Origin of the sequence: Bacteroides caecigallinarum (assembly GCF_016902295.1) — a bacterium.
GTDB classification, from domain to species: Bacteria; Bacteroidota; Bacteroidia; order Bacteroidales; family Bacteroidaceae; genus Phocaeicola; species Phocaeicola caecigallinarum_A.
Genome location: NZ_JACJLQ010000011.1, coordinates 68,484 through 88,708, shown reverse-complemented (window position 1 = coordinate 88,708; position 20,225 = coordinate 68,484). Strand labels below are relative to the sequence as shown.

The window sequence follows — 20,225 nt, the reverse complement described above, 5'->3', positions numbered from 1 at the left end:
ATTTCCTTAACCACGTACATGAATACGACAGTGATTACTCCAAGGACATTGCAGAATTACTGCCATCATCTTTAAAAGACAAGAAGATTATTTAAAGAATCTCCGAAAAAGTCACAGGTATGTATTAATGTCTTCGACTTTTTCGGAGAAAAATCCTAGCTTTTAATAGATCCTGATAGAAATCGTCGAATATATTCAACATTTTCAGAGACAAGTCGAAATTTTTAATAGACAATCTATGCCGGCTTTACCAGTTCTAATCATACGGGGTTTACTGAATGCTTACATTTGAATATAGAGTCTAATATTAGAATATTCAAATCAGAAATCCAATCGGAACACAATAAAAGAAAGAGATTAATAGAGAAAGAGACTCAACGGGTCTTTGGTCTTAATCCAGGAGGAGTTGAAGGTTATATTTATACTCATTTTCTTATATCAATGGCATACAATATACATTTATTAGGAGACTATACTAGTGATAATAGTGAACTTAGAGGATTATATCCATACGAAAAACTTGTAGAAAGGATTTGTGAAGATATAAAGTCGCTGGATCCTAAAGAAAGCCATAAGATAATAAAAGGAATTCAAAGAGTAAACTTTGAACATTCTGATGTTCAAGAAAAAGCCGATTATCTAATGTTGTATCTAAAGAATCAGGTTCCTTTATTCATTAAGAGAGCAAGACAAGGGAGCTTTAAATATAAATTGGAGATTAATGGAATAAAGTTTAATCATTGATTTTATAAAAATGTGTCGTTAATGTATTGTAATTGAACTTTTTGCTTAGTTTTATTGGTTGATGTTTTGGATATTTAAAACTTTATTTATTATTAAGAGGATTCGTTTGTTATTCAATTGTGAATCGGAAGTAATACATTGGGAAAAACGGAAAGAAGGAAGATTGGTTTCAGATAAATCAGTCTTTCTTTTTTTATAACCTTGCCAAAGAAACATGTGCAAGCCACCTGTACCTTTGCATCATAGAACTAAAACTATTATAAATATGAAGAAAGTATTTTCATTTATTGTATTGCTGCTTGGTGTAGTGGCAATCAATGCACAGGTGAGGAAAGAAACATTCAAGAATGTATTTGTTGCTAATGCTGCTATGGCTGGTATCAGTGGTGATGAAGCTTTGAAAAACACTCAATTAGTTACTTCTAAGGGGGCGACTGTTCTTTTTGACAAGGCTAATAAACAGATAACCATAAAGATTCGTTTGCCGGAAAAGACTGATGTATTGAAGATTGAGGAAATTACAGAAGATGAGACTTATGTTATCTATACGTGCACTGGTACTGAAGGTCAGGGGAAGGTAATGGTGTTTGAATATAAAAAGCAAGATTTCATAATGATGGGGTTTGCTGATGCAGGTGTGATTTTTGTTTTTACCGATATGGATAAAGGGGAAATGTTAGAACTATATTAATAGAAAGTAATATGGAAGGTAAAGTAAAATTTGTACGCCGTGATGTATGGCTTATTGAGAATCAGGAGTATAGTAATGATTCGGATGTGCACGCAAGAAGATGTACCGCCACTTATGCTGTACTGTATAATTATGACGAAGTGGAGATTGACGAGGATGATATTAGGGATTATTATGATACCAGGTATCTTACTGCCGGTGTAATCTCTGCATTGAACGAAAGTCTTCATAATGTATATATAGACTATTATGAGGACGAGGATGGGGATTATTGTCTTGATGGATGTTTGGAAGATTATATTTAGTCATGAAATAAAAATATTTGTTAATATGAAGAAACTGATTAATTTTTTGTTTGTCGTGGTATGTGTTATTATGACAACAGCTTGCGAGAGTGAACTGAAGGATATGGCTTATAGCTATACCAACAAGTCGAATGGTGATGTGACTGTCATCCGTCTTTATAAAGGAGGCAAGGTGCTTATTAATAAATTTACAAAATGGGATGTTGAAGACAAGGATGAGATTTATATGTATAAAGGTAAAAATATTATCGGGGCTTCTTATAGTAGGATAGACAGTATTATCAACATAAAGAATGAGTATGAAGTTTTTGATAAGATTATTGTTCAGAAGGATGGGGGGATCAGGTATAAGGCTGATGTTTACCGACCGGACAAGCGTTTTAAGGATATAAAGCCTGTGGGTAAGTATGGAGGTAAATCGTATGAGTCGAAAGGTGATGACGGTAATATGTATATGTGTTTTATAGATGAAAAGACTGTGTTGCTGGCGACTGAAGGTGGATTGGATTATTATGATTATGAAATTTCTAACGGTAAAATTCTGATAATCGGTAAAAATCTTATTTTTAAGCCTGAAGGAGATAATTTCCTTGTTCTGGAGAGTAATTGGACTTCGCTTGTTATGAAGTATAAGGGGATGGTGGATGATTATGAACTTTGGAGTTATATTCTTTCTGATTTTGAAGGAGATTTTTGAATGTAAATGAATTTTGCGACGCTATGAAATATGTAAATGACAAATTCCTCCATTCTGACCTTATCGTTTTGGGATGTATCGCTACTATCAACTGTTACATCTTGTTGGTGATGGGAAAGATTATAGACGGTATGGATGTTTTCTTAAAATCACTTTCGTTGTTTCAGGTGATTGGAATATTATTAAGCCTTATTACAGTCCAGACACTTATAGAGCTATATGTGAGGTATATAAATAAAGGTAAGACTGCTTTCCTCGTTTCCAGATTTATATTAGGAGTATTTGTAATGTTTATGGCATACATATTGGTTGTAACAACAGGTGGTTCATCCGGCTACGATGGTATTATAAAAAATATGACTTCATGGGAGTTCTACAATTTAATGACAATAGAGTTTATGTTCTTCTGTTTTGCTGTTGTATATGAAAAAGCGGAGCATAAGCGTTATCAGAATAAATCCTCTGATGATGTCACTTGCTAAAGAAATGTAATAAACAATTTAGATGTCGAAGAAAGATATCTGATTTGCGTTTTTTATCTCTTATGCACATGATGTATGTGCAAGCCCGCTGTACCTTTGTGTCATAATCAAGGAAGTAAATAACATTAATACTTATAATCATGAGCACAAAGCGTATGAATCTTTTGGAGTGTATAGAGGTGATTGCCGATAAGGCTGAGAATTCACATCTGAGTGATGAGTTCTTCAATGAGGTTGAAGGACAGATTGGATATGTATCGCGCAAGTTGGGTATCAACAGAATACAGGCTGTTGTGCTGGCTATGATGGTGAACAGAAGTTTTGATACAAGGATTGAACTTAATGATTTGTCGGACTATCTGAACTGTAAGTATATAAAGATGCTCAAGTACTCGGCCGATGTGGAGGGGCTTGTGAAATCTCATCTTATTGCCTGTACAAGGGGAAGAGGGGATGGTAATCTTACTTACAGGGTACCTCCAGTGGTAATAGAGCATCTCAAGAATAACAAAAGTTACAAATATGAGTTGCCTAAGAATTTAACTATAAACGAGTTTTTCGGTAAGCTCAACGAGTATATTGATTGCCGGGTGAATGAGGAATGCAGTATAGAGGGCTTTCAGAACGATGTGGTGGAGTTAATTGAGAACAATCTCCATCTGGATTTTGCAAGCAGGACTAAGGCTTTGGAACTTGACGTCAATAATCTGGCTCTCTTCCTGTTTGTGTGTGATGCGTTTATTCAGAACAGAGAGGAAAATGTAAGGCAGCAGGATCTTGCTGATATGTGTTGTAACAAATATCATTTCAAGTCTGTCTGCAATCTGCTGATGGAGGGTAAGCACTGTCTTCAGAAGTTGAATCTGATAGAGTTCTGCAATGAGGACGGGATGGTGAACAGGGAGGAATATAAGCTTACTGAGGATACGAAGAGAACTTTTCTGTTCGGAGTGAAGGCCGGTGGCTCGGACAATTCATCCGGAAATTTCTCCTCTTTACTTATGGACTGCAGGTCTTTGTCCGCAAAGGAGCTGTTCTATAACAGAAGGGTGACTGATTCGATAAACCAGCTGGCAGGTCTGCTGGAACAGAACAATTTTTCTGACATTTGCGGACGTCTGAAGGAAAAGGGGCTTCGCAGTGGTTTTGCATGTCTTTTCTACGGTGCTCCGGGAACGGGAAAGACGGAGACGGTTTATCAGCTGGCGAGACGGACCGGGAGAAACATCATGCGTGTGAATATCTCTGAGATTAAGAGTAGCTGGGTGGGCGAAAGCGAGAAGAATATAAAGAATGTATTCAATAAGTACAGGTATCTTGTGGAGAGATCGGAGGTGGCTCCTATTCTGTTGTTCAACGAGGCTGACGCTATTCTTGGCAAGAGAATGGAGGGGGCTGAGCGTGCTGTGGACAGGATGGAGAACTCAATCCAGAATATCATCTTGCAGGAAATAGAGAATATGGAGGGTATTCTGATTGCTACCACGAATATAGCGGGAAATCTGGATAAGGCTTTCGAAAGGAGGTTCCTATACAAGATTGAGTTTGAAAGACCGGATATTCAGGCGAAGTGTGCTATATGGAAGTCGATGATACCTGAACTGAATGAGGATGAGGCTGAATGTCTGGCATTGAGATATGATTTCAGTGGAGGGCAGATTGAGAATATCTGTAGGAAAAGAACTATAGATTCTATTTTATGGGGAAGCGAAAACCTGGATTTTGAAAAGCTGAAAGAGCATTGCGAATCGGAAATTATGCATATAGGAAAAACGGAAAGAAGAAAGATTGGTTTCAGGTAAATCAGTCTTTCTTCTTTCCGTTTTATTTGTACATTTCATTCATCTCACCGATAGTCTTGCGGATTTCTTTAATCAGACAGTCCGGACTGAGGACCTGAAGGCTGGAGCCGTAGGATAATAGCTCCTGAACCAGATCGAGAGTAACTTTCATGTGCAGTTTAAAGATAATAAAGTTTTCATCGTGAGAGATTACTTCCTGTGTATGGTGTAGCGGTCTTGTCTGTATGTATTGCCCCTGCTTGGTTGTGAATTTTAAAAGAATATCGTGGGCTTTGGTGTTTTCCTCGCCATGGATAATCCCGAAATTGTCATTATATAATACCTGTGGATAGTTTTTTTCTTTCATCGTAAAACTTTTGTCGCTGACTGTCGCACAGTCCATCCTGTCGAGTGAATATACACGCAGGGCATTTCTCTCGTGGCAATGGCCGATCAGATACCATCTTTGTCGGAAAAATTTAATGAAGTAAGGTTCTACTGTGAAGTTCTGGGCTTCCATCCAGTACGAATGATAGGTGATGTTTATGCACTTGTTGCGCGACATGGCATCGGTTATGGCGTCAAGATGTTCTTCGCCTCCGAAAGTGCTTTCGAGGACAATTCTGTCGGCAAGGCGTTTTCGTCTTGAAATAACATCTGTAGATGACGCAGTCTGTATCAACCACTGGTTGATAGGGGAGTTGCTTATTTCTTCAGGATATTCGATATAATATTCGTTAGTGCTGCGGTCGCAATTGATGTTGATGTCGAACATCTCTTCGGCTGTGCGTTTGTACGACATGAAGGTGTTGCGGTGCAGGGTAATGTCGTAGTCGGCATTATGAGCTCTCCATTCTTCCTGAATTTCATTAAGTGTCATTCTTTTCCTTTTGAGAAGCAGATTGACAAGCCAGATACATATTCTATTCTTCATAAATCCCGTTTTTATGGTTCTTAGGCAAATTTACTGAATGTATGCACTGAAAGCAAGTGCAAGCGACGGATAACTTTACAATAAATGATAAGTCGGTTAAGTACTTGACATAAAATAAGAACTAAAATATTTGTAACATGAAGGAACGGTTTTTTTGTATTTGAGTGTTGTAGTGGTTTATGTAAAAAGAAAGATGTGACAAGTGAGAATTTCATTAAAAGAGTTATATTTGTACTATAGGATAATATGTGATATTGTCTTTAAAATTATTTTCTAATGATATACATTTTCTGCCTATGTTGATTTATATTTCTTGTGCCAAGACAATGACAGCTCAAAGCAAGCAAAAAGTTCCGTTTACTACCATACCGGTCTTTAAAGATGAAGCAATCAATAATGCTATGTATATGTCACAATTCAATAATGAGGAATTGGGTCGTATGCTGAAAGTAAACTCCAAGCTGGCTGCCGAGAATTATTTCAGATATCATAATTTCTTTTCGGAGGATAATAAGGGGCTTCCTGCCATCTTGTCGTACACAGGAATGGTTTTCAAACGTCTTTCTGTAAAGGATTTTTCGGATGATGACCTGAAATATGCGCAGGAGCACCTGCTTATCACGTCATTCCTGTATGGATTGCTTCGTCCGCTGGATGTAATAAAAAATTACCGTCTTGAAGGAGATGTCCGATTGCCCGAAAGGGGTAACGTGACAATGTTCGATTATTGGAAACCTGTATTGACAGATTTCTTTATTGATGAAATAAAAAAGCAGGGTGGTGTTCTTATAAATCTTGCCAGTAGCGAGATGAAGGATTTGTTCGACTGGAAGCGTGTATGCGGCGAAGTCAGGGTCATAACTCCTGATTTTCATGTATATAAAAACGGGAAACTTTCTACGGTTGTGGTTTATGCCAAAATGTGCCGTGGCGAAATGACACGCTATATACTGAAAAACAGAATAGAAGATCCGGAACAGTTAGAGTCGTTCGAATGGGAAGGTTTCTGTTTTAACACGCATGAAAGTGACGGAGACAATCTGGTATTTACCATGGGGTAGGTGACATAATACGCTTTATGACATAAATGATTAGGGAGTATGTAGGACAAAAGTCGGTACATACTCCCTATAATTATTTGTTTAACCTGACGTTATATCACCTCTGTAAGTTAGGATTCTTTTCTACTTCCTTAGGAGGATAGTTGTGATAGATGGATTTTTCATTGTTCCATGATGCGGTTACAGACATATTTTCTTTCAGAATCAAATCTTCTTTCAGTGTATAGGTAAACGCTTTTCCGTCTTTGCCCATACTGTGTGTTTCTGTGCCTTTTGGAATAAGAACCAAGTTCTGGTCTCCGGTACGATAGTCGTAATTTTCCTTCAGACGATTCATTCTGAACTCGTCAGAGCGTCGTGTTACCATGGCGATAACATATCCGCCTACTTCGTATCCATGTTCCAGGTATGCTGCTTCGGCCAATTGATCGGCATTCATATTGTCAACTTCAGAAACCTTAGTCTGGTCGGTGTATGCACGTTGGCGAACTTGCTTAAGTGCATTTTTTGCTTCTGTAAGATCTAAATTAGCTCTTGCCGCAGATTCTGCATACCACAACAATACTTCTGAATATCTGATTAGCTGATGACGCTTGTTGATACACATACCTCCCCAGAAAGGTTTGGTGTAGTCGTATGGAGCGGCAGCTGGTCCGTCGTTCACAGTGAATGCTACAAACATTGGTCTGTAATCGCTTACTACGGCATTTTCGCCGTTATAAGGCTCTCCATCCTGAGTCGCCCACCAGTCAACCAAAACACCTTGAGATGTGCGTAACTGTTTTGCAAATACAGCATCCTTACGAGGACCGTCAGGATAATTCAGCCAGAATTTTCTTTCAGGAATGAAGTCGCCCCATCCTTGTAAACTTGACAACTGATGGCAAGATGAGAATTGCGAATCAAAATCAGACCATCCGCCTGTTGTAGTATTGTAATCGATACCTAACAATGTCTCAAAGTGATGATTGTTTCCGTATGAATATACATCTTCCCATTTTTCAAGCAGTCCGTGGTTATAAGTGCCGTTTTTAACTCCGTCGATAACTTCTTTAGCTTTTTTTGCAGCTTCAGCATAATACTCTGTCTTGTTTAACGGATAACCTGCCATGGACATATATACAGCCGCTAATGTAGCTTTCACAGTCTGTTGTGAGACATATAGATTCTGTCCTTCTATAGCTTGAGGGCTTTTGTCGTATTTTGCCGGTAAATTACATTTTTCTGCATTATCCAAATCTTCAAGAATCTGCTTATAAACGTCTTCTACAGAAGTCAGAGGCGTAGAGTTATTATCCGGCTCATTGTTCAGGTTCATAGGTAACGGACCAAACAGACGTACGAGTGTAAAGTATGAATATGCACGCCAGTAATAAGCCTGTCCCATAGCCAGATTCAGATTTTCCTGTGATAGGTCTGCTTTAGGTGCATTGCTGATAATATCGTTTGCAACCAGAATAATCTGATACATTCTTCTCCATCCGTCTTCCAGACCTTTGGTGTCTGTAGGAGACTCGTAAGCGTCGGCAGAAAGATAAGCTGCCTTGTTTGAACCGGTGGTAGAAGTTACGTCATCACCCTGGCAATGTAAAATCATTGGGTTTGAGTTACATTGGTATGACTGTACTTTGAAGTATAAAGCATTGACGGCCATGTCAATTTCATTTTGGTTTGTATAGAAATTGTCAGGAGTCAGTTTACCTTTTGGATCTTCTGTCAGGAAATCGCTGCAAGAAGAAAACATAAACATGGATGCAGCCATCAGGCATCCTGATAATATTTTATTTTTCATAATGTTCTGTTATTTAAAAGTTCATACGTAAACCGAAAGTAAATGTTCTTGGAGTAGGATAAGTACCTGTATCAATACCTGCAGCACGGTCGCCATAATCGCTTGAGAATGAGTAACTGCTTGGATTTGAACCTTTATAGCCTGTCAGTGTGAACAGGTTCTGAACGCTGAAGCTCAATCGTAAATCGGCGAACTTAGTCATTGATTTAGGGAAGTCATAAGCTAATGTTATGTTCTCGCAACGGAAATAGTCAGCATTTTCTACCCATTTGGATGAGTTACCGATATATTGGTTGTTCTCAACTCTTGGATCCGGCATCGTAATTCCTACCTGGCTAAGGAAATCAGCGTCGGTGAACATACGTGAGTTACCTATCATTGAGTTCATAGAGAAACGAAGCGCATTGAGACGCTGAACACCGAACGCAGCGTTAAAGAATGCATTCAGACTCCAGTTCTTGTAGCGGAGAGAGTTGTTCCAACCAAGAGTAAAGTCTGGAGTTGATTTTCCTAACACTACACGGTCGTCTGTAGATGGGTTTCGTGTGATGTCACCATTTGCGGTATAATAAGTATCATATCCATCTTTGTCGATGCCTGCCCATCTGTAGCCGAATAAAGTACCTATAGCTTCGCCTTCCTTTATAATAGTACAGTCTGTAATGATAGACTGGAACGATCCGCCATAAATTATAGGTTCCTGGGCTGTAAGCTTCTTGACTTCGTTCTTCAGATATGTACCATTGATGGTTGTTGACCAGCTGAAGTCTTTGTTGTTGAATAAATTGGCTGTTAAAGAAATATCCACACCTTCGTTTGCTACCTTACCGGCATTTATCAAGTAAGAGCTTCCTCCAAGATAGTTTGCCAATTGGGTAGTAAGCAATGCGTCTGAAGTCTGTTTGTTGAAGTAGTCAACACTTAAATCTAATATTCCATGGAACATGCTTAAGTCGATACCGAAGTCAAACTGCTTGGTCTTTTCCCATTTGATATCAGGAGTAGCCAAAGCGTTTTCCCAGTAACCGCTTGCTCCGATGTTCGTGCCATAGTATGTAGAAGTGGCGCCTAAGAGTCCTAATGTTGAGTATGGATCTATGTCCTGATTACCGATAACACCATAGCTCGCACGAACTTTAAGGTTAGATATAACGTCGCGCGCTTCTTCCATGAATTTTTCGTTAGAAACAGTCCATGCGGCAGCGATAGAAGGGAAGTATCCCCACTTGTTCTTGGAGAATCGGCTTGAACCGTCGGCACGGAAAGTACCGGTGAGCAAGTATCTGTTATCAAAGTTATACATTACTCGTCCTACACCTGAAAGCAAAGCCCATGCTGTGTAACTGTTTGTGGCGTCACGTTTTGCCGCATTCTGTATATTCCACCAACCTACAGACTCTACCTGCAGATTCTGTCCGGTGATATCCATATATCGTGTTTCGCTCTTGGTAGCTTCCCATACTACAGTTGCAGTTAAGTTATGCTTTTCTTTCCACGTATTCATATAAGTCAGGTTGTTGGATGACTGTAACATCATACGTTGGGTGTTGGCATTACTCATACTGTTGTTGTTATGGTCTATACCTGTAGCTTTAGGCTTAAATCCGTATGAAGTAAAGTTGTAGTAGTCAACTCCGTTTGTTGATGTAAATGTAAGCCCTTTAGCTATATTGAACTTTAAGTCAATACGACCATTCAAAACATCCTTTCTTCTTTCATTGTCGCCTCCGGCAAGTGCTCCGTAAGCGTTTTCCTGGATAGTACAATAAGGGTCATTGTTGTAGTTGCCGTTTTCATCCTGCATAATCATAGTTGGTGATGAGTTGAACGCAATCCACAGCGGGTTGTATCCACTCATTTCCAGACCTCCGATACCTTTTCCTATACCGCGTGACGCGTTGACGTCAAGCGTTACATCCAGCCATTTTTTTATCGAAGCTTTAATATTGGCTTTAGCTGAATATCTTTCGTATGTACTTTTTTCAAGGATACCTTCGTTCTTCATGTAGTTGGCGGATATGTATGACTGCATATCTTCCTTGCCTTTTGAGAACACGAGTTTATAGTTCTGTATCATACCTGTACGGAACATTACGTCTGTCCAGTCGATACCAGGATTTGTTCCGTTAAGGTAATCCTGCATTTCCACCTGATTCACTCCGGCGTAATCAATCAATGCCTGAGCATAGCTTTTGGTATCCATCATCTTAGGCAGTCTTGTAGCATTTGATATACCCACTGAGGCATCGAATGTTATGGTGCTTTGACCTTTTACACCGCCTTTAGTAGTAATAATCACAACTCCGTTAGCGCCGCGTGAACCGTAAATAGCAGTAGATGAAGCGTCTTTCAGTACCTGCATGCTCTGGATATCTTCAGGGTTGATACCTTCCAAACCGGATTCGCGTACTATACCGTCCACAACGTATAGCGGGTCGTTGCTCTTGTTGATTGAGTTTGTACCTCTGATTCGAATCTTTACAGAACCTCCTGGAATACCGTCGCTGATTACGTTTACGCCCGACATACGTCCTTGAAGAGCGTCGCTGGCTTGTGTGATAGGCTGGTCTCTGAAAGCCTTATTGTCCATTACTGATACTGCGCCTGCCAAATCGGCTTTTCTTACGGCACCATAACCGATTACAACCACCTCGTCCAAAGTCTCGGTATCTTCGTGCAGGGTGATGTTCAATGTAGTATTGTTGCCTACAGCCACTTCCTGATTATTGTAACCTATATATGAAATAACTAAAGTGGAATTAGGCGATACATTTAAAGTGAATTTACCGTCGAAGTCGGTGATTGTACCATTTGAGGTACCTTTTTCAAGGATATTTACACCGATTAATGGTTCTCCGTGTTGATCAACTACAGTACCGGAAATCTGTTTGTTACTTTGAGAAATTTCAAGTTTAGCCGTTGTCTGATTAGAAAATACAACAGATGTGTTGCTGATTGCAAGCACCAAACTTAGTGCTATAGGTATAGAACGCAGTAAGCCCCTATACCTCGGTGATTCGTACATGTTATTCATAATTAGTTTAAAATTAAGTAGGTTAACCTTTTTGTTGATTTCATTTTATTAAATCTGGCGCAATATATTATTTTTATATTAAAATACAATATCTAATTAAGAGTATTTATGAATAAATGTCTTGTTTGATATTGAATTATATTATTTTAATGTTTAACAGAATAAAAAAAATGAATAACTATAGCTGTTATATTTAATAATATGCTTATTCCTACTCTAAAACGACAATATCCCTTTATGAGCAACTTTCGTGAATATGTTGCTAATATAGTGCAAACCCGAAAATAAGCATCCATAAGCAACCACAGCTCTTTACAGCAATATTTTATAAATTTCGTGATATAAACACATAATAATCAAATCAATTGGGCGATTTTAACAGAAAATCTGGTTTTATCCTTACCTTTGTATATAGAACTTGGGCTTTATCCCCAAACAACAAAAAGAAAACGATGCAAATTCATAACAATACATTGATAGCGGAATGCTCGTCTTACGATTTCAAGGAAATGCTGGAACGTAAGAAAGTGAAGTCATGGCTTAAATCCGTATCTGCTTTTGCCAATACGGATGGTGGCAGCTTGTTTTATGGAGTAAACGATGACGGAGTGATTGTAGGTTTGGAAAATCTGCAAGCAGATGCCGATTTTATCAGTGAAGATGCCGAACTATCGCCTGAACCTCCCCGACTATTCCGACCGTGCTATTTTTGAAGGATTGGTAAACCATCTTATCCATAGAGATTACACAGTAATGGGTGGTGAAGTACATATTGATATCTATGATGACCGGGTAGAATTGGTATCACCCGGTGCAATGCTTGATGGCACACAAATTTAAGACCGGGACATATACAAAGTGCCGTCCATGCGCCGTAACCCTGTCATTGCGGACATGTTCACCCAATTGGACAATATGGAAAAACGTGGTTCGGGCTTAAGGAAAATGCGGGAACTTACGGAGAAACTGCCTAATTTCCTGCCGGGCAAAGAACCACAATATCAAACGGAAGCAATTTCTTTCTGTACCACATTCTATAATTTGAATTGGGGAGAGAACGGAAGGATACCTATAGAGGAAGTTGCCAACAGGGTAAATAGTAGCCTCGAAAAGTACCCTGTAAATGAAGAAGGTTCGGAGGAAAAGTTCGGTGTAAATGCTGAAAAGTTCGGTGTAAGCGGAAAAAGTTCGGTGAAAACCTTCGGAGGAAATGCTGATAAGTTCGGAGACACATTGGAAACACAGAAGACTGTCAGTAAAACTGCACAAAAGATAATTGACCTCGTTATTTCTGATCCATCAATCACTGCCGATAATATGGCTAACAAGATTGGTGTAACTAAACGTGCTATAGAGAAAAACATCAAGAATCTTAGGACTTTGGGAATTTTGACTCATGAAGGTTCCGATAAAACTGGCTATTGGCGCATTATTATGAAACCATAAATAACAATAGAATCACATGGCAATGTTAGTCTTTGTCTTTATTGCCGCCTCATTAATAATCATTCAGACCACAGCTACATATAGTCAGCAAGATTTTATGTGTTTTATTTTGCCTTTTTCAACATGGATAAGAAACGCAGTGAATCACAATAAATATACAACATTAATATCTTTGGAAATACCTCATAATATTTCGTATTAATTCTTTATTTTTGCAATTAATTATCAAGTCTTCTTTAAAAAGAAAGGTATTTGTTCAATAATAATATTATAATGGCTGTTTCAGAAGATAGAAAATATACAAAAGAATTTATATATAACCTTCTTGAAGAAATTAAAGGTAAGACTTTAGGTGAGGTTGATAAATCTAATCAGTTTGCTCGTACTAAGAAGTGCGGTAAGATTACTGGTATTGCTGGAGATGTAATTGAGCAGTCAGTTTTTGGATATGCTCGTGACAGTAAGCAGGAATGTGACATAGAAATTGACGGTGTGCTCACGGAGTTGAAAACAACAGGTGTGCGTATTCCAAAATCAGATTTGGAAAAGGTTAAGGGAAAAACAGGTTCTGATTATAATGTTTATCTCGCTGCCAAAGAGGGTATTAGTATTACTGGAGTCACTTTTGAACCTGATATTCAGCATGATTTTATGACATCTCACTTTTGGGAAAAGTCTGAGCATTTGCTGATAGTATTCTATGAGTACAAATCGTATGATGTGGTTTCATCATCAGAATATTCAAAATTTCCTATAGTTGATTATTGTTATAATAGATTTTCTGATGAAGAAAGAGGAAAGTTGCAGAATGACTGGGAAATAGTTCGCGACTATCTTCAGAGTGTTTATGATAAATACCGAACTCAAGAAGAGCGCAACGAGAATTTGCAAGGTTTTACTCATGTGCTCAGACCAGATTTGTTATTGATCGAACTTGTTCCCAGTTTCAAAAAGAAGTCAACAGGTTCTTATCAAAAACCTCGTTACAGACTGAAGCAGACTTTTGTCGATTATATTGTGCGTGGTCACTTCAATAAGAGCCGTACAGCAACTGAAGTTAAGTTAAAAGAATCATTCTCAAGCTTTTCACAATTGGATGCTCGTTGTCATACTATTACAGAAAAATATAGAGGAATGACATTCAGTCAAATGAAAGAAATGTTTGGTATTAGTACATCTGTAACAACTAAAGATTTTGGCAGCAAGTGTGTATTGAAGATGTTTGATGCTGATTGCAATAAACTAAATCAAATTTCAGATTTTAAAAAATCAGGAATTATTGCAAAAACCATAACAATTACCCCACAAGGTGGCAGAACGGAAGATATGAAGCTCAAGCATATTGATTTTGAAGAATGGTCTAGTAGTAATATAGATTTTGAAGACTCTGATATATATATTTATTTTTGTGAGCATAGTTTTTTATGTCCGATTTTTTGCGAGCATGATAAAATAGACCCTTCTAAAACTACTTTTGAAGGATTCAAACGCTTTGCGTTTGATGAAGACTTTATCGACAAAGAAGTAAGGCGGACATGGGAGGATTCTCGTAATCTGATTTATCAGAATAAATTAAAATGGGAATATCTGTATGATGCCCGAGGTTGTAAAAGACGAAATAAGAGTGGATCGTATATGGGAGCACCTAATTTCCCTAAGAGTTCTGAATATGAAGTTTTTTTTCGAGGTGGGGCGGATGTTTCAAATGATAAGACCAGGACAGAGGTGGTTAATGGAATAAAAATGTTACCACAATTTTTTTGGTTAAAAGGTTCATACGTTGTAAATAAACTTCAAACATTAACTTATCTGTAAAAATATTATGGCTAAAATCAAAAATAACATACGAGTTGTAGAATTATTTGCAGGTGTTGGTGGGTTCCGCATCGGATTGGAAGGAGCTTCAGATGCATATGAAACTGTGTGGAATAATCAATGGGAACCATCAACAGTTCATCAAGATGCCTCTCTTGTGTACCGTGCCAGGTTTGGAAGTAAAGGACATTCAAATGAAGATATAAATACAGTAGCAACTGATAATATTCCAGATCATGATTTGCTTGTTGGAGGATTTCCTTGTCAGGATTATTCAGTTGCATCAACCTTAAGTCGTTCCGGAGGTATTGAAGGGAAGAAAGGTGTATTGTGGTGGCAAATATATCGTATTTTGAGCGAAAAAGGAGAAAAGCGTCCTAGTTATGTTTTTTTTGAGAATGTTGACCGTATACTTGGCTCACCTGCAAAGCAGCGTGGACGAGATTTTGCTATTATTCTTGCTTCGCTTGCAGACTTGGGATATACTGTAGAATGGCGTGTGATTAATGCGGCTGACTACGGTATGCCACAAAGGAGAAGACGAACTTATATTGTAGGTTACCGTGAAGGCTCTACTGTTTACAATAAAATTGAGACTCTTCAAAACTGGGTGTTGTTTGACGGAGTAATGGCAAAAGCTTTTCCTTTTGAAGTAAAGGAAGAAACATGTTCAGAATTTGATATTGATGGTACTATAAAAGAGGTTTCTGATAATTTTAACAAAAATCAAAAAGGGAATGCGGCCAGTCCTTTTGGAGATGCAGGAATCATGAGGAAACGACATGTTTATTCTGTTGATACTATTGCTGTTTATGATGGAATTAATATGACTCTTGGTAATAACCTGGTTGACGAGAACTTTGTACCAGAGGAATATTTTATTTCTAATGAAGACTTGGATCGATGGAAATATGAAAAAGGGGCAAAAAAAATAGAGCGTACATCCAAAGACGGCTTTAAATATATATTCTCTGAAGGTGGCATGTCATTTCCTGATGATATTAACCGACCTTCACGTACCATTATAACAGGCGAAGGGGGTCCGTCTGCATCTCGTTTCAAGCATGTTGTTCTTACACCTTCAGGTAGATATCGCCGTTTGATTCCACTGGAATTGGAACGCTTGAATATGTTTCCTGATAATCATACTTTTCATCCCGATGTTACTGATGGACGTAGAGCTTTTCTTATGGGAAATGCTCTCGTTTGTGGAATTGTAGAAGAAGTAGGTAAATCTCTATATCGTTTTATATATGATGAAGAACCGGTTTCTACACATCCTATAGAACAACAAAGAGATGCTCAGCCCAAATTACAACTGAACTTGTTTGAAGATGAACAACAAATCTTGATTTGTAATAAACCTAAAAAAAATTACTTATTGGATTATAATAAACATCTATTGATTGGTTTTGTTAAAGATGACAATAGAGATTATTATCTTGATGGGGAACGTATTAAGAAATATTATACAGGTAAAACCAAATCATTTCCTTCAACTGTAGCATTGAATAAACTTTATTACTTCATGCCATATATAAAAGGAAAAGGTGTACGTGATCTTTATATTATTAAGGTTGCACGCGTCGGTAATAAGTCTGAAATATATCCGGAAAGCGGGGATATTGAACCTCGTCTTGTATTTGAGATGGAGTATCTTGAAAGCCTTCCAGAGTATGTGCAAATTAATTTGAACATCTTTCACACATATCGGGATACTTTATTAGGAAGGATTTTTAGAAATCAATAAAATTGTGTCTTTTATACTGATGAAATAAAATGATTTAATGGATAAATTGACTAAAGAACAGCGTCATCGTTGTATGTCAGCCATAAAAGGAAAGAACACAAAGCCCGAAATGATGGTAAGAAAGTTCTTGTTTAGCCGAGGCTTCCGCTATCGGCTAAACCATCCACGCCTTCCTGGCCATCCGGATTTGGTACTTCGCAAATACCGAACAGCTATTTTCGTGAACGGTTGCTTTTGGCATGGTCATGAAAATTGCAAATACTTTCGTTTGCCCAAAACCAACACTGATTTTTGGTCGAATAAAATAGAAAGGAATAAAGATCGTGACAAAAAGGAACAATGCCAGCTTGCTGCTATGGGTTGGCATTGTATTACAGTTTGGGAGTGTCAACTAAAGCCTAAAGTTCGCGAACAAACGCTTGAGTCATTAGCTTATACATTGAATCATATTTTTCTTCAAGATAGGAAAATAAGAACATATGAAATGGTAGAAGCAGACGATAGTTTATCGGTAGCAGAAGAACCGGAGGACTATTCTATAGAATGATAAAAAGTGGCAATATCCTCATCATTCCTTATATAAGAAACCTGTTTGTTGCTTTCGGCTATTTGTTTTAATTTTAATTTTTCTTCATCAGTCCATTTATCATATTTTTTGAGTTCTGAAATTATAGAATGAGTTTGTTTAAAACTATTACTGTTTTCCAGATCCAATATAAGTTTCTCTTTTTCTTTATTCTCCAGGCCTTCTATATTTATATTTTGACTTACTTGTTCTTTTTTATTCTTATAGTGAAAAGACATAAGTTTCTCGTTTGAAGCGGTCTGGTCGATTATTGCCTTTACCAATTTATCTAAATCTGAGTTTTCTGTATAATCTGCTGGAGCAAAATATTTAATTCTTTTGTCTCCCATCATTTTATACACTTTTCTTTTGTCATTTGTCTCTGGATTATAAACTCCAATAGAATGTCCAGAATATGAGTTTACAAGTTTCATACATGGTATATCGGTGTCGCTGTCACCTATATAAACCATGTTTCTAAAGGGAATACGAATATTTTCGGGCTCAAAGTAATCGTTGACAGCGGAATCGTTTACATCTAATGTTCCTTTTTCTATTCTAAAAAGAAATTGTGTCTTGCTTGTATAATTTATAACTTGTGCAGGCCATTGAGCGACTCCACAACTGTCATAATAGAATGAACTTGCATAGATCTTTTCAAATTCATTTGCAACTTTAGTTCCTTCAATCATTTCTTTAAGACCGGATGAAATAATGTAATGCTCAACAATAACTCCTTTTTTTTCTCCATACTCTCTAATACGTTTAAACCATGTTTCAACACCGGGGAATAATTGTACTTTCGAACCATAATCCATTAAAGCTTGTCTGTTAAAAACAAACTTTCCATGAGCTTTCTGAATCATTGTGAACATGTAAGCTAAATTCTGATCCATGTCGTTTTCTTCGGCTAATCCGTTAGATTCCTTCCAAAATGATTCGACTTCATATCCGACAGATTGTATATATCCTTGTGCTTGCATGTCGTCTGGAGATAGTGTTTTATCAAAGTCATAGCATATTGCTACAACAGGTTTATCCTCTTTGTATTTTCTTTGAAACTCTTTACTCATAACTATAAATAAAAAAATGAGGCACAATCATTGTAATTATGCCTCATTTTAATTAAACTACTTTATTTGATTATTTTACTTCCTCAAAATCAGCATCCTGAACATTGTCGCCATGCTTGTCGTTAGCGCCGCTGTTGTTTGCCTGACCAGCGTTAGGACCTGCCTGTGCACCGCCCTGTGCGCCTGACTGAGCATACATTTCAGCGCTTGCTGCCTGGAAAGCTGACTGGAGTTCTGCGCTTGCAGCGTCGATACCAGCCAAATCCTGTGCCTTGTGAGCGTCTTTCAGTTTCTGAAGAGCAGCTTCGATAGGAGCTTTCTTGTCTGCAGGGATTTTGTCGCCAAGGTCTTTCAACTGATTTTCTGTAGAGAAGATCAAGCTGTCAGCCTGGTTCAATTTGTCGATACGTTCCTTTTCTTTCTTATCAGCTTCTGCGTTTGCTTCAGCTTCAGCTTTCATACGGTCGATTTCTTCCTTGCTCAAACCAGATGATGCTTCGATACGGATAGCCTGTTCCTTACCTGTAGCCTTATCCTTGGCAGATACTTTCAAGATACCGTTTGCGTCGATATCGAATGTTACTTCAATCTGAGGAACACCACGACGAGCTGGAGCTATACCTGTCAGGTTGAACTGACCGATTGATTTGTTCTGTGCTGCCATAGGACGTTCACCCTGGAGTACGTGGATTGTAACTTCTGTCTGGTTGTCGGCTGCTGTAGAGAACACTTCGCTCTTCTTGCAAGGGATAGTAGTGTTGGCGTCGATAAGTTTTGTCATCACACCACCCATTGTTTCGATACCCATTGACAATGGAGTTACGTCAAGAAGAACAACACCCTTGATTTCGTCTGTCAATACGGCACCCTGAACTGCTGCACCTACTGCAACTACTTCGTCCGGATTAACACCCTTAGAAGGAACTTTACCGAAGAAGTCTTCTACGAGTTTCTGAACTGCAGGGATACGTGAAGAACCACCTACAAGGATTACTTCGTCGATATCTGAGTTGCTCAAACCTGCATCGCTCATAGCTTTCTTACATGGTTCAAGACAAGCCTGAATCAAGTTGTGTGCCAACTGTTCGAATTTAGCACGGCTCAATGTCTTAACCAAGTGCTTTGGAACACCAGCTACCGGCATGATGTAAGGCAAGTTGATTTCTGTAGAAGTAGAAGATGACAATTCGATTTTTGCCTTTTCTGCTGCTTCTTTCAGACGCTGCATTGCCATTGGGTCCTGAGTCAAGTCAGCACCTTCGTCGTTCTTGAATTCCTGAACCAACCAATCGATGATTACCTGGTCGAAGTCATCACCACCAAGGTGAGTATCACCGTTTGTAGAAAGTACTTCGAACACACCGCCACCGAATTCAAGGATTGAGATATCGAATGTACCACCACCAAGGTCGAACACCGCAATCTTCATGTCCTTGTTTGATTTGTCAACGCCGTATGCAAGTGCTGCTGCTGTCGGTTCGTTTACGATACGTTTTACGTCAAGACCTGCAATCTGGCCGGCTTCTTTTGTAGCCTGACGCTGTGAGTCTGAGAAGTATGCCGGAACTGTGATGACAGCTTCTGTAACTTCCTGGCCGAGGTAGTCTTCTGCTGTTTTCTTCATTTTCTGAAGAATCATAGCTGAGATTTCCTGTGGAGTGTAAAGACGTCCGTCGATGTCAACACGTGGAGTGTTGTTTTCGCCACGAACAACTTTATATGGAACGCGTTCAATTTCTTTTGCTACCTGTTCGTAAGTTTCACCCATGAAACGTTTGATTGAGTAAACTGTACGGGTTGGGTTTGTGATGGCCTGACGTTTTGCAGGGTCACCGATTTTACGTTCGCCGCCGTCAACGAAACCAACTACTGATGGAGTAGTACGTTTACCTTCGCTGTTAGCGATTACAACTGGTTCGTTACCTTCGAACACTGCTACACATGAGTTTGTTGTACCTAAGTCAATACCAATAATCTTTCCCATAATTTTATCTGTTTTTTTATTATTATCTAATTAAGTTATTTCTGTAACTTTTGCGTTACGCTGTAATATAA

General features: G+C 38.4%; 15 protein-coding genes and 1 pseudogene. 11 read left to right on the top strand and 5 right to left on the bottom strand.

Annotation, left to right across the window (positions count from 1 at the left end; translation table 11 throughout):
- The first annotated feature begins 288 nt into the window (after window positions 1-288).
- The 6 genes from H6A27_RS05460 (at window position 289) to H6A27_RS05435 (ending at window position 4,721) form a co-directional block, all read left to right on the top strand.
- On the top strand, window positions 289-744 hold the full coding sequence (locus tag H6A27_RS05460; RefSeq protein WP_204507982.1) for a hypothetical protein: 456 nt from the start codon (window positions 289-291) through the stop codon (window positions 742-744).
- Window positions 745-1,009: 265 nt separating this feature from the next.
- Entirely contained in the window at window positions 1,010-1,435 is a 426-nt protein-coding gene (locus H6A27_RS05455) for a hypothetical protein (RefSeq protein WP_204507981.1), read from the top strand.
- An 11-nt stretch (window positions 1,436-1,446) separates the two neighbouring features.
- On the top strand, window positions 1,447-1,740 hold the full coding sequence (locus H6A27_RS05450; protein WP_204507980.1) for a hypothetical protein: 294 nt from the start codon (window positions 1,447-1,449) through the stop codon (window positions 1,738-1,740).
- 25 nt (window positions 1,741-1,765) lie between these two features.
- Window positions 1,766-2,437, top strand: a complete 672-nt coding sequence (locus H6A27_RS05445; RefSeq protein ID WP_204507979.1) for a hypothetical protein — start codon at window positions 1,766-1,768, stop codon at window positions 2,435-2,437.
- A 23-nt stretch (window positions 2,438-2,460) separates the two neighbouring features.
- Complete coding sequence (locus H6A27_RS05440) at window positions 2,461-2,919, top strand: hypothetical protein (RefSeq protein ID WP_204507978.1); 459 nt, start codon at window positions 2,461-2,463, stop codon at window positions 2,917-2,919.
- Window positions 2,920-3,059: 140 nt separating this feature from the next.
- Window positions 3,060-4,721 (top strand): ATP-binding protein, encoded by a 1,662-nt coding sequence (locus H6A27_RS05435; RefSeq protein ID WP_204507977.1) that lies wholly within the window; start codon window positions 3,060-3,062, stop codon window positions 4,719-4,721.
- 22 nt (window positions 4,722-4,743) lie between these two features.
- On the opposite strand, the gene H6A27_RS05430 is transcribed toward H6A27_RS05435, so the two are convergent.
- A complete protein-coding gene (locus tag H6A27_RS05430) occupies window positions 4,744-5,634 on the bottom strand; it encodes a WYL domain-containing protein (RefSeq protein WP_204507976.1) in 891 nt (296 codons plus the stop codon).
- A 296-nt stretch (window positions 5,635-5,930) separates the two neighbouring features.
- Here H6A27_RS05430 and yaaA point away from each other — a divergent pair, with 296 nt between their 5' ends.
- Window positions 5,931-6,695 (top strand): peroxide stress protein YaaA, encoded by a 765-nt coding sequence (yaaA, locus tag H6A27_RS05425; RefSeq protein WP_204507975.1) that lies wholly within the window; start codon window positions 5,931-5,933, stop codon window positions 6,693-6,695.
- A gap of 97 nt (window positions 6,696-6,792) precedes the next feature.
- Here the strand turns inward: yaaA and H6A27_RS05420 are convergent, their stop codons facing one another.
- Window positions 6,793-8,487, bottom strand: coding sequence for a RagB/SusD family nutrient uptake outer membrane protein (locus H6A27_RS05420; RefSeq protein WP_204507974.1), 1,695 nt, complete (start codon window positions 8,485-8,487; stop codon window positions 6,793-6,795).
- A 13-nt stretch (window positions 8,488-8,500) separates the two neighbouring features.
- On the bottom strand, window positions 8,501-11,521 hold the full coding sequence (locus H6A27_RS05415; protein WP_204507973.1) for a SusC/RagA family TonB-linked outer membrane protein: 3,021 nt from the start codon (window positions 11,519-11,521) through the stop codon (window positions 8,501-8,503).
- 452 nt (window positions 11,522-11,973) lie between these two features.
- On the opposite strand from H6A27_RS05415, the pseudogene H6A27_RS05410 reads away from it, so the two are divergent.
- The 4 genes and pseudogenes from H6A27_RS05410 to H6A27_RS05395 all read left to right on the top strand — a co-directional run bounded on the left by H6A27_RS05410 (window position 11,974) and on the right by H6A27_RS05395 (window position 17,079).
- Window positions 11,974-12,967: pseudogene (locus tag H6A27_RS05410) on the top strand (ATP-binding protein).
- A 273-nt stretch (window positions 12,968-13,240) separates the two neighbouring features.
- Window positions 13,241-14,782, top strand: coding sequence for a MutH/Sau3AI family endonuclease (locus H6A27_RS05405; RefSeq protein ID WP_204507972.1), 1,542 nt, complete (start codon window positions 13,241-13,243; stop codon window positions 14,780-14,782).
- Window positions 14,783-14,789: 7 nt separating this feature from the next.
- Window positions 14,790-16,532, top strand: coding sequence for a DNA (cytosine-5-)-methyltransferase (dcm, locus tag H6A27_RS05400; RefSeq protein ID WP_204507971.1), 1,743 nt, complete (start codon window positions 14,790-14,792; stop codon window positions 16,530-16,532).
- A 37-nt stretch (window positions 16,533-16,569) separates the two neighbouring features.
- On the top strand, window positions 16,570-17,079 hold the full coding sequence (locus H6A27_RS05395) for a very short patch repair endonuclease (RefSeq protein WP_204507970.1): 510 nt from the start codon (window positions 16,570-16,572) through the stop codon (window positions 17,077-17,079).
- On the opposite strand, the gene H6A27_RS05390 is transcribed toward H6A27_RS05395, so the two are convergent.
- Together H6A27_RS05390 and dnaK are read right to left on the bottom strand one after the other, a co-directional pair.
- Entirely contained in the window at window positions 17,064-18,170 is a 1,107-nt protein-coding gene (locus H6A27_RS05390; protein ID WP_204507969.1) for an HAD family hydrolase, read from the bottom strand. The genes H6A27_RS05395 and H6A27_RS05390 overlap by 16 nt on opposite strands.
- A 70-nt stretch (window positions 18,171-18,240) precedes the next feature.
- On the bottom strand, window positions 18,241-20,154 hold the full coding sequence (gene dnaK, locus H6A27_RS05385; RefSeq protein ID WP_204507968.1) for a molecular chaperone DnaK: 1,914 nt from the start codon (window positions 20,152-20,154) through the stop codon (window positions 18,241-18,243).
- Window positions 20,155-20,225: the final 71 nt, after the last annotated feature.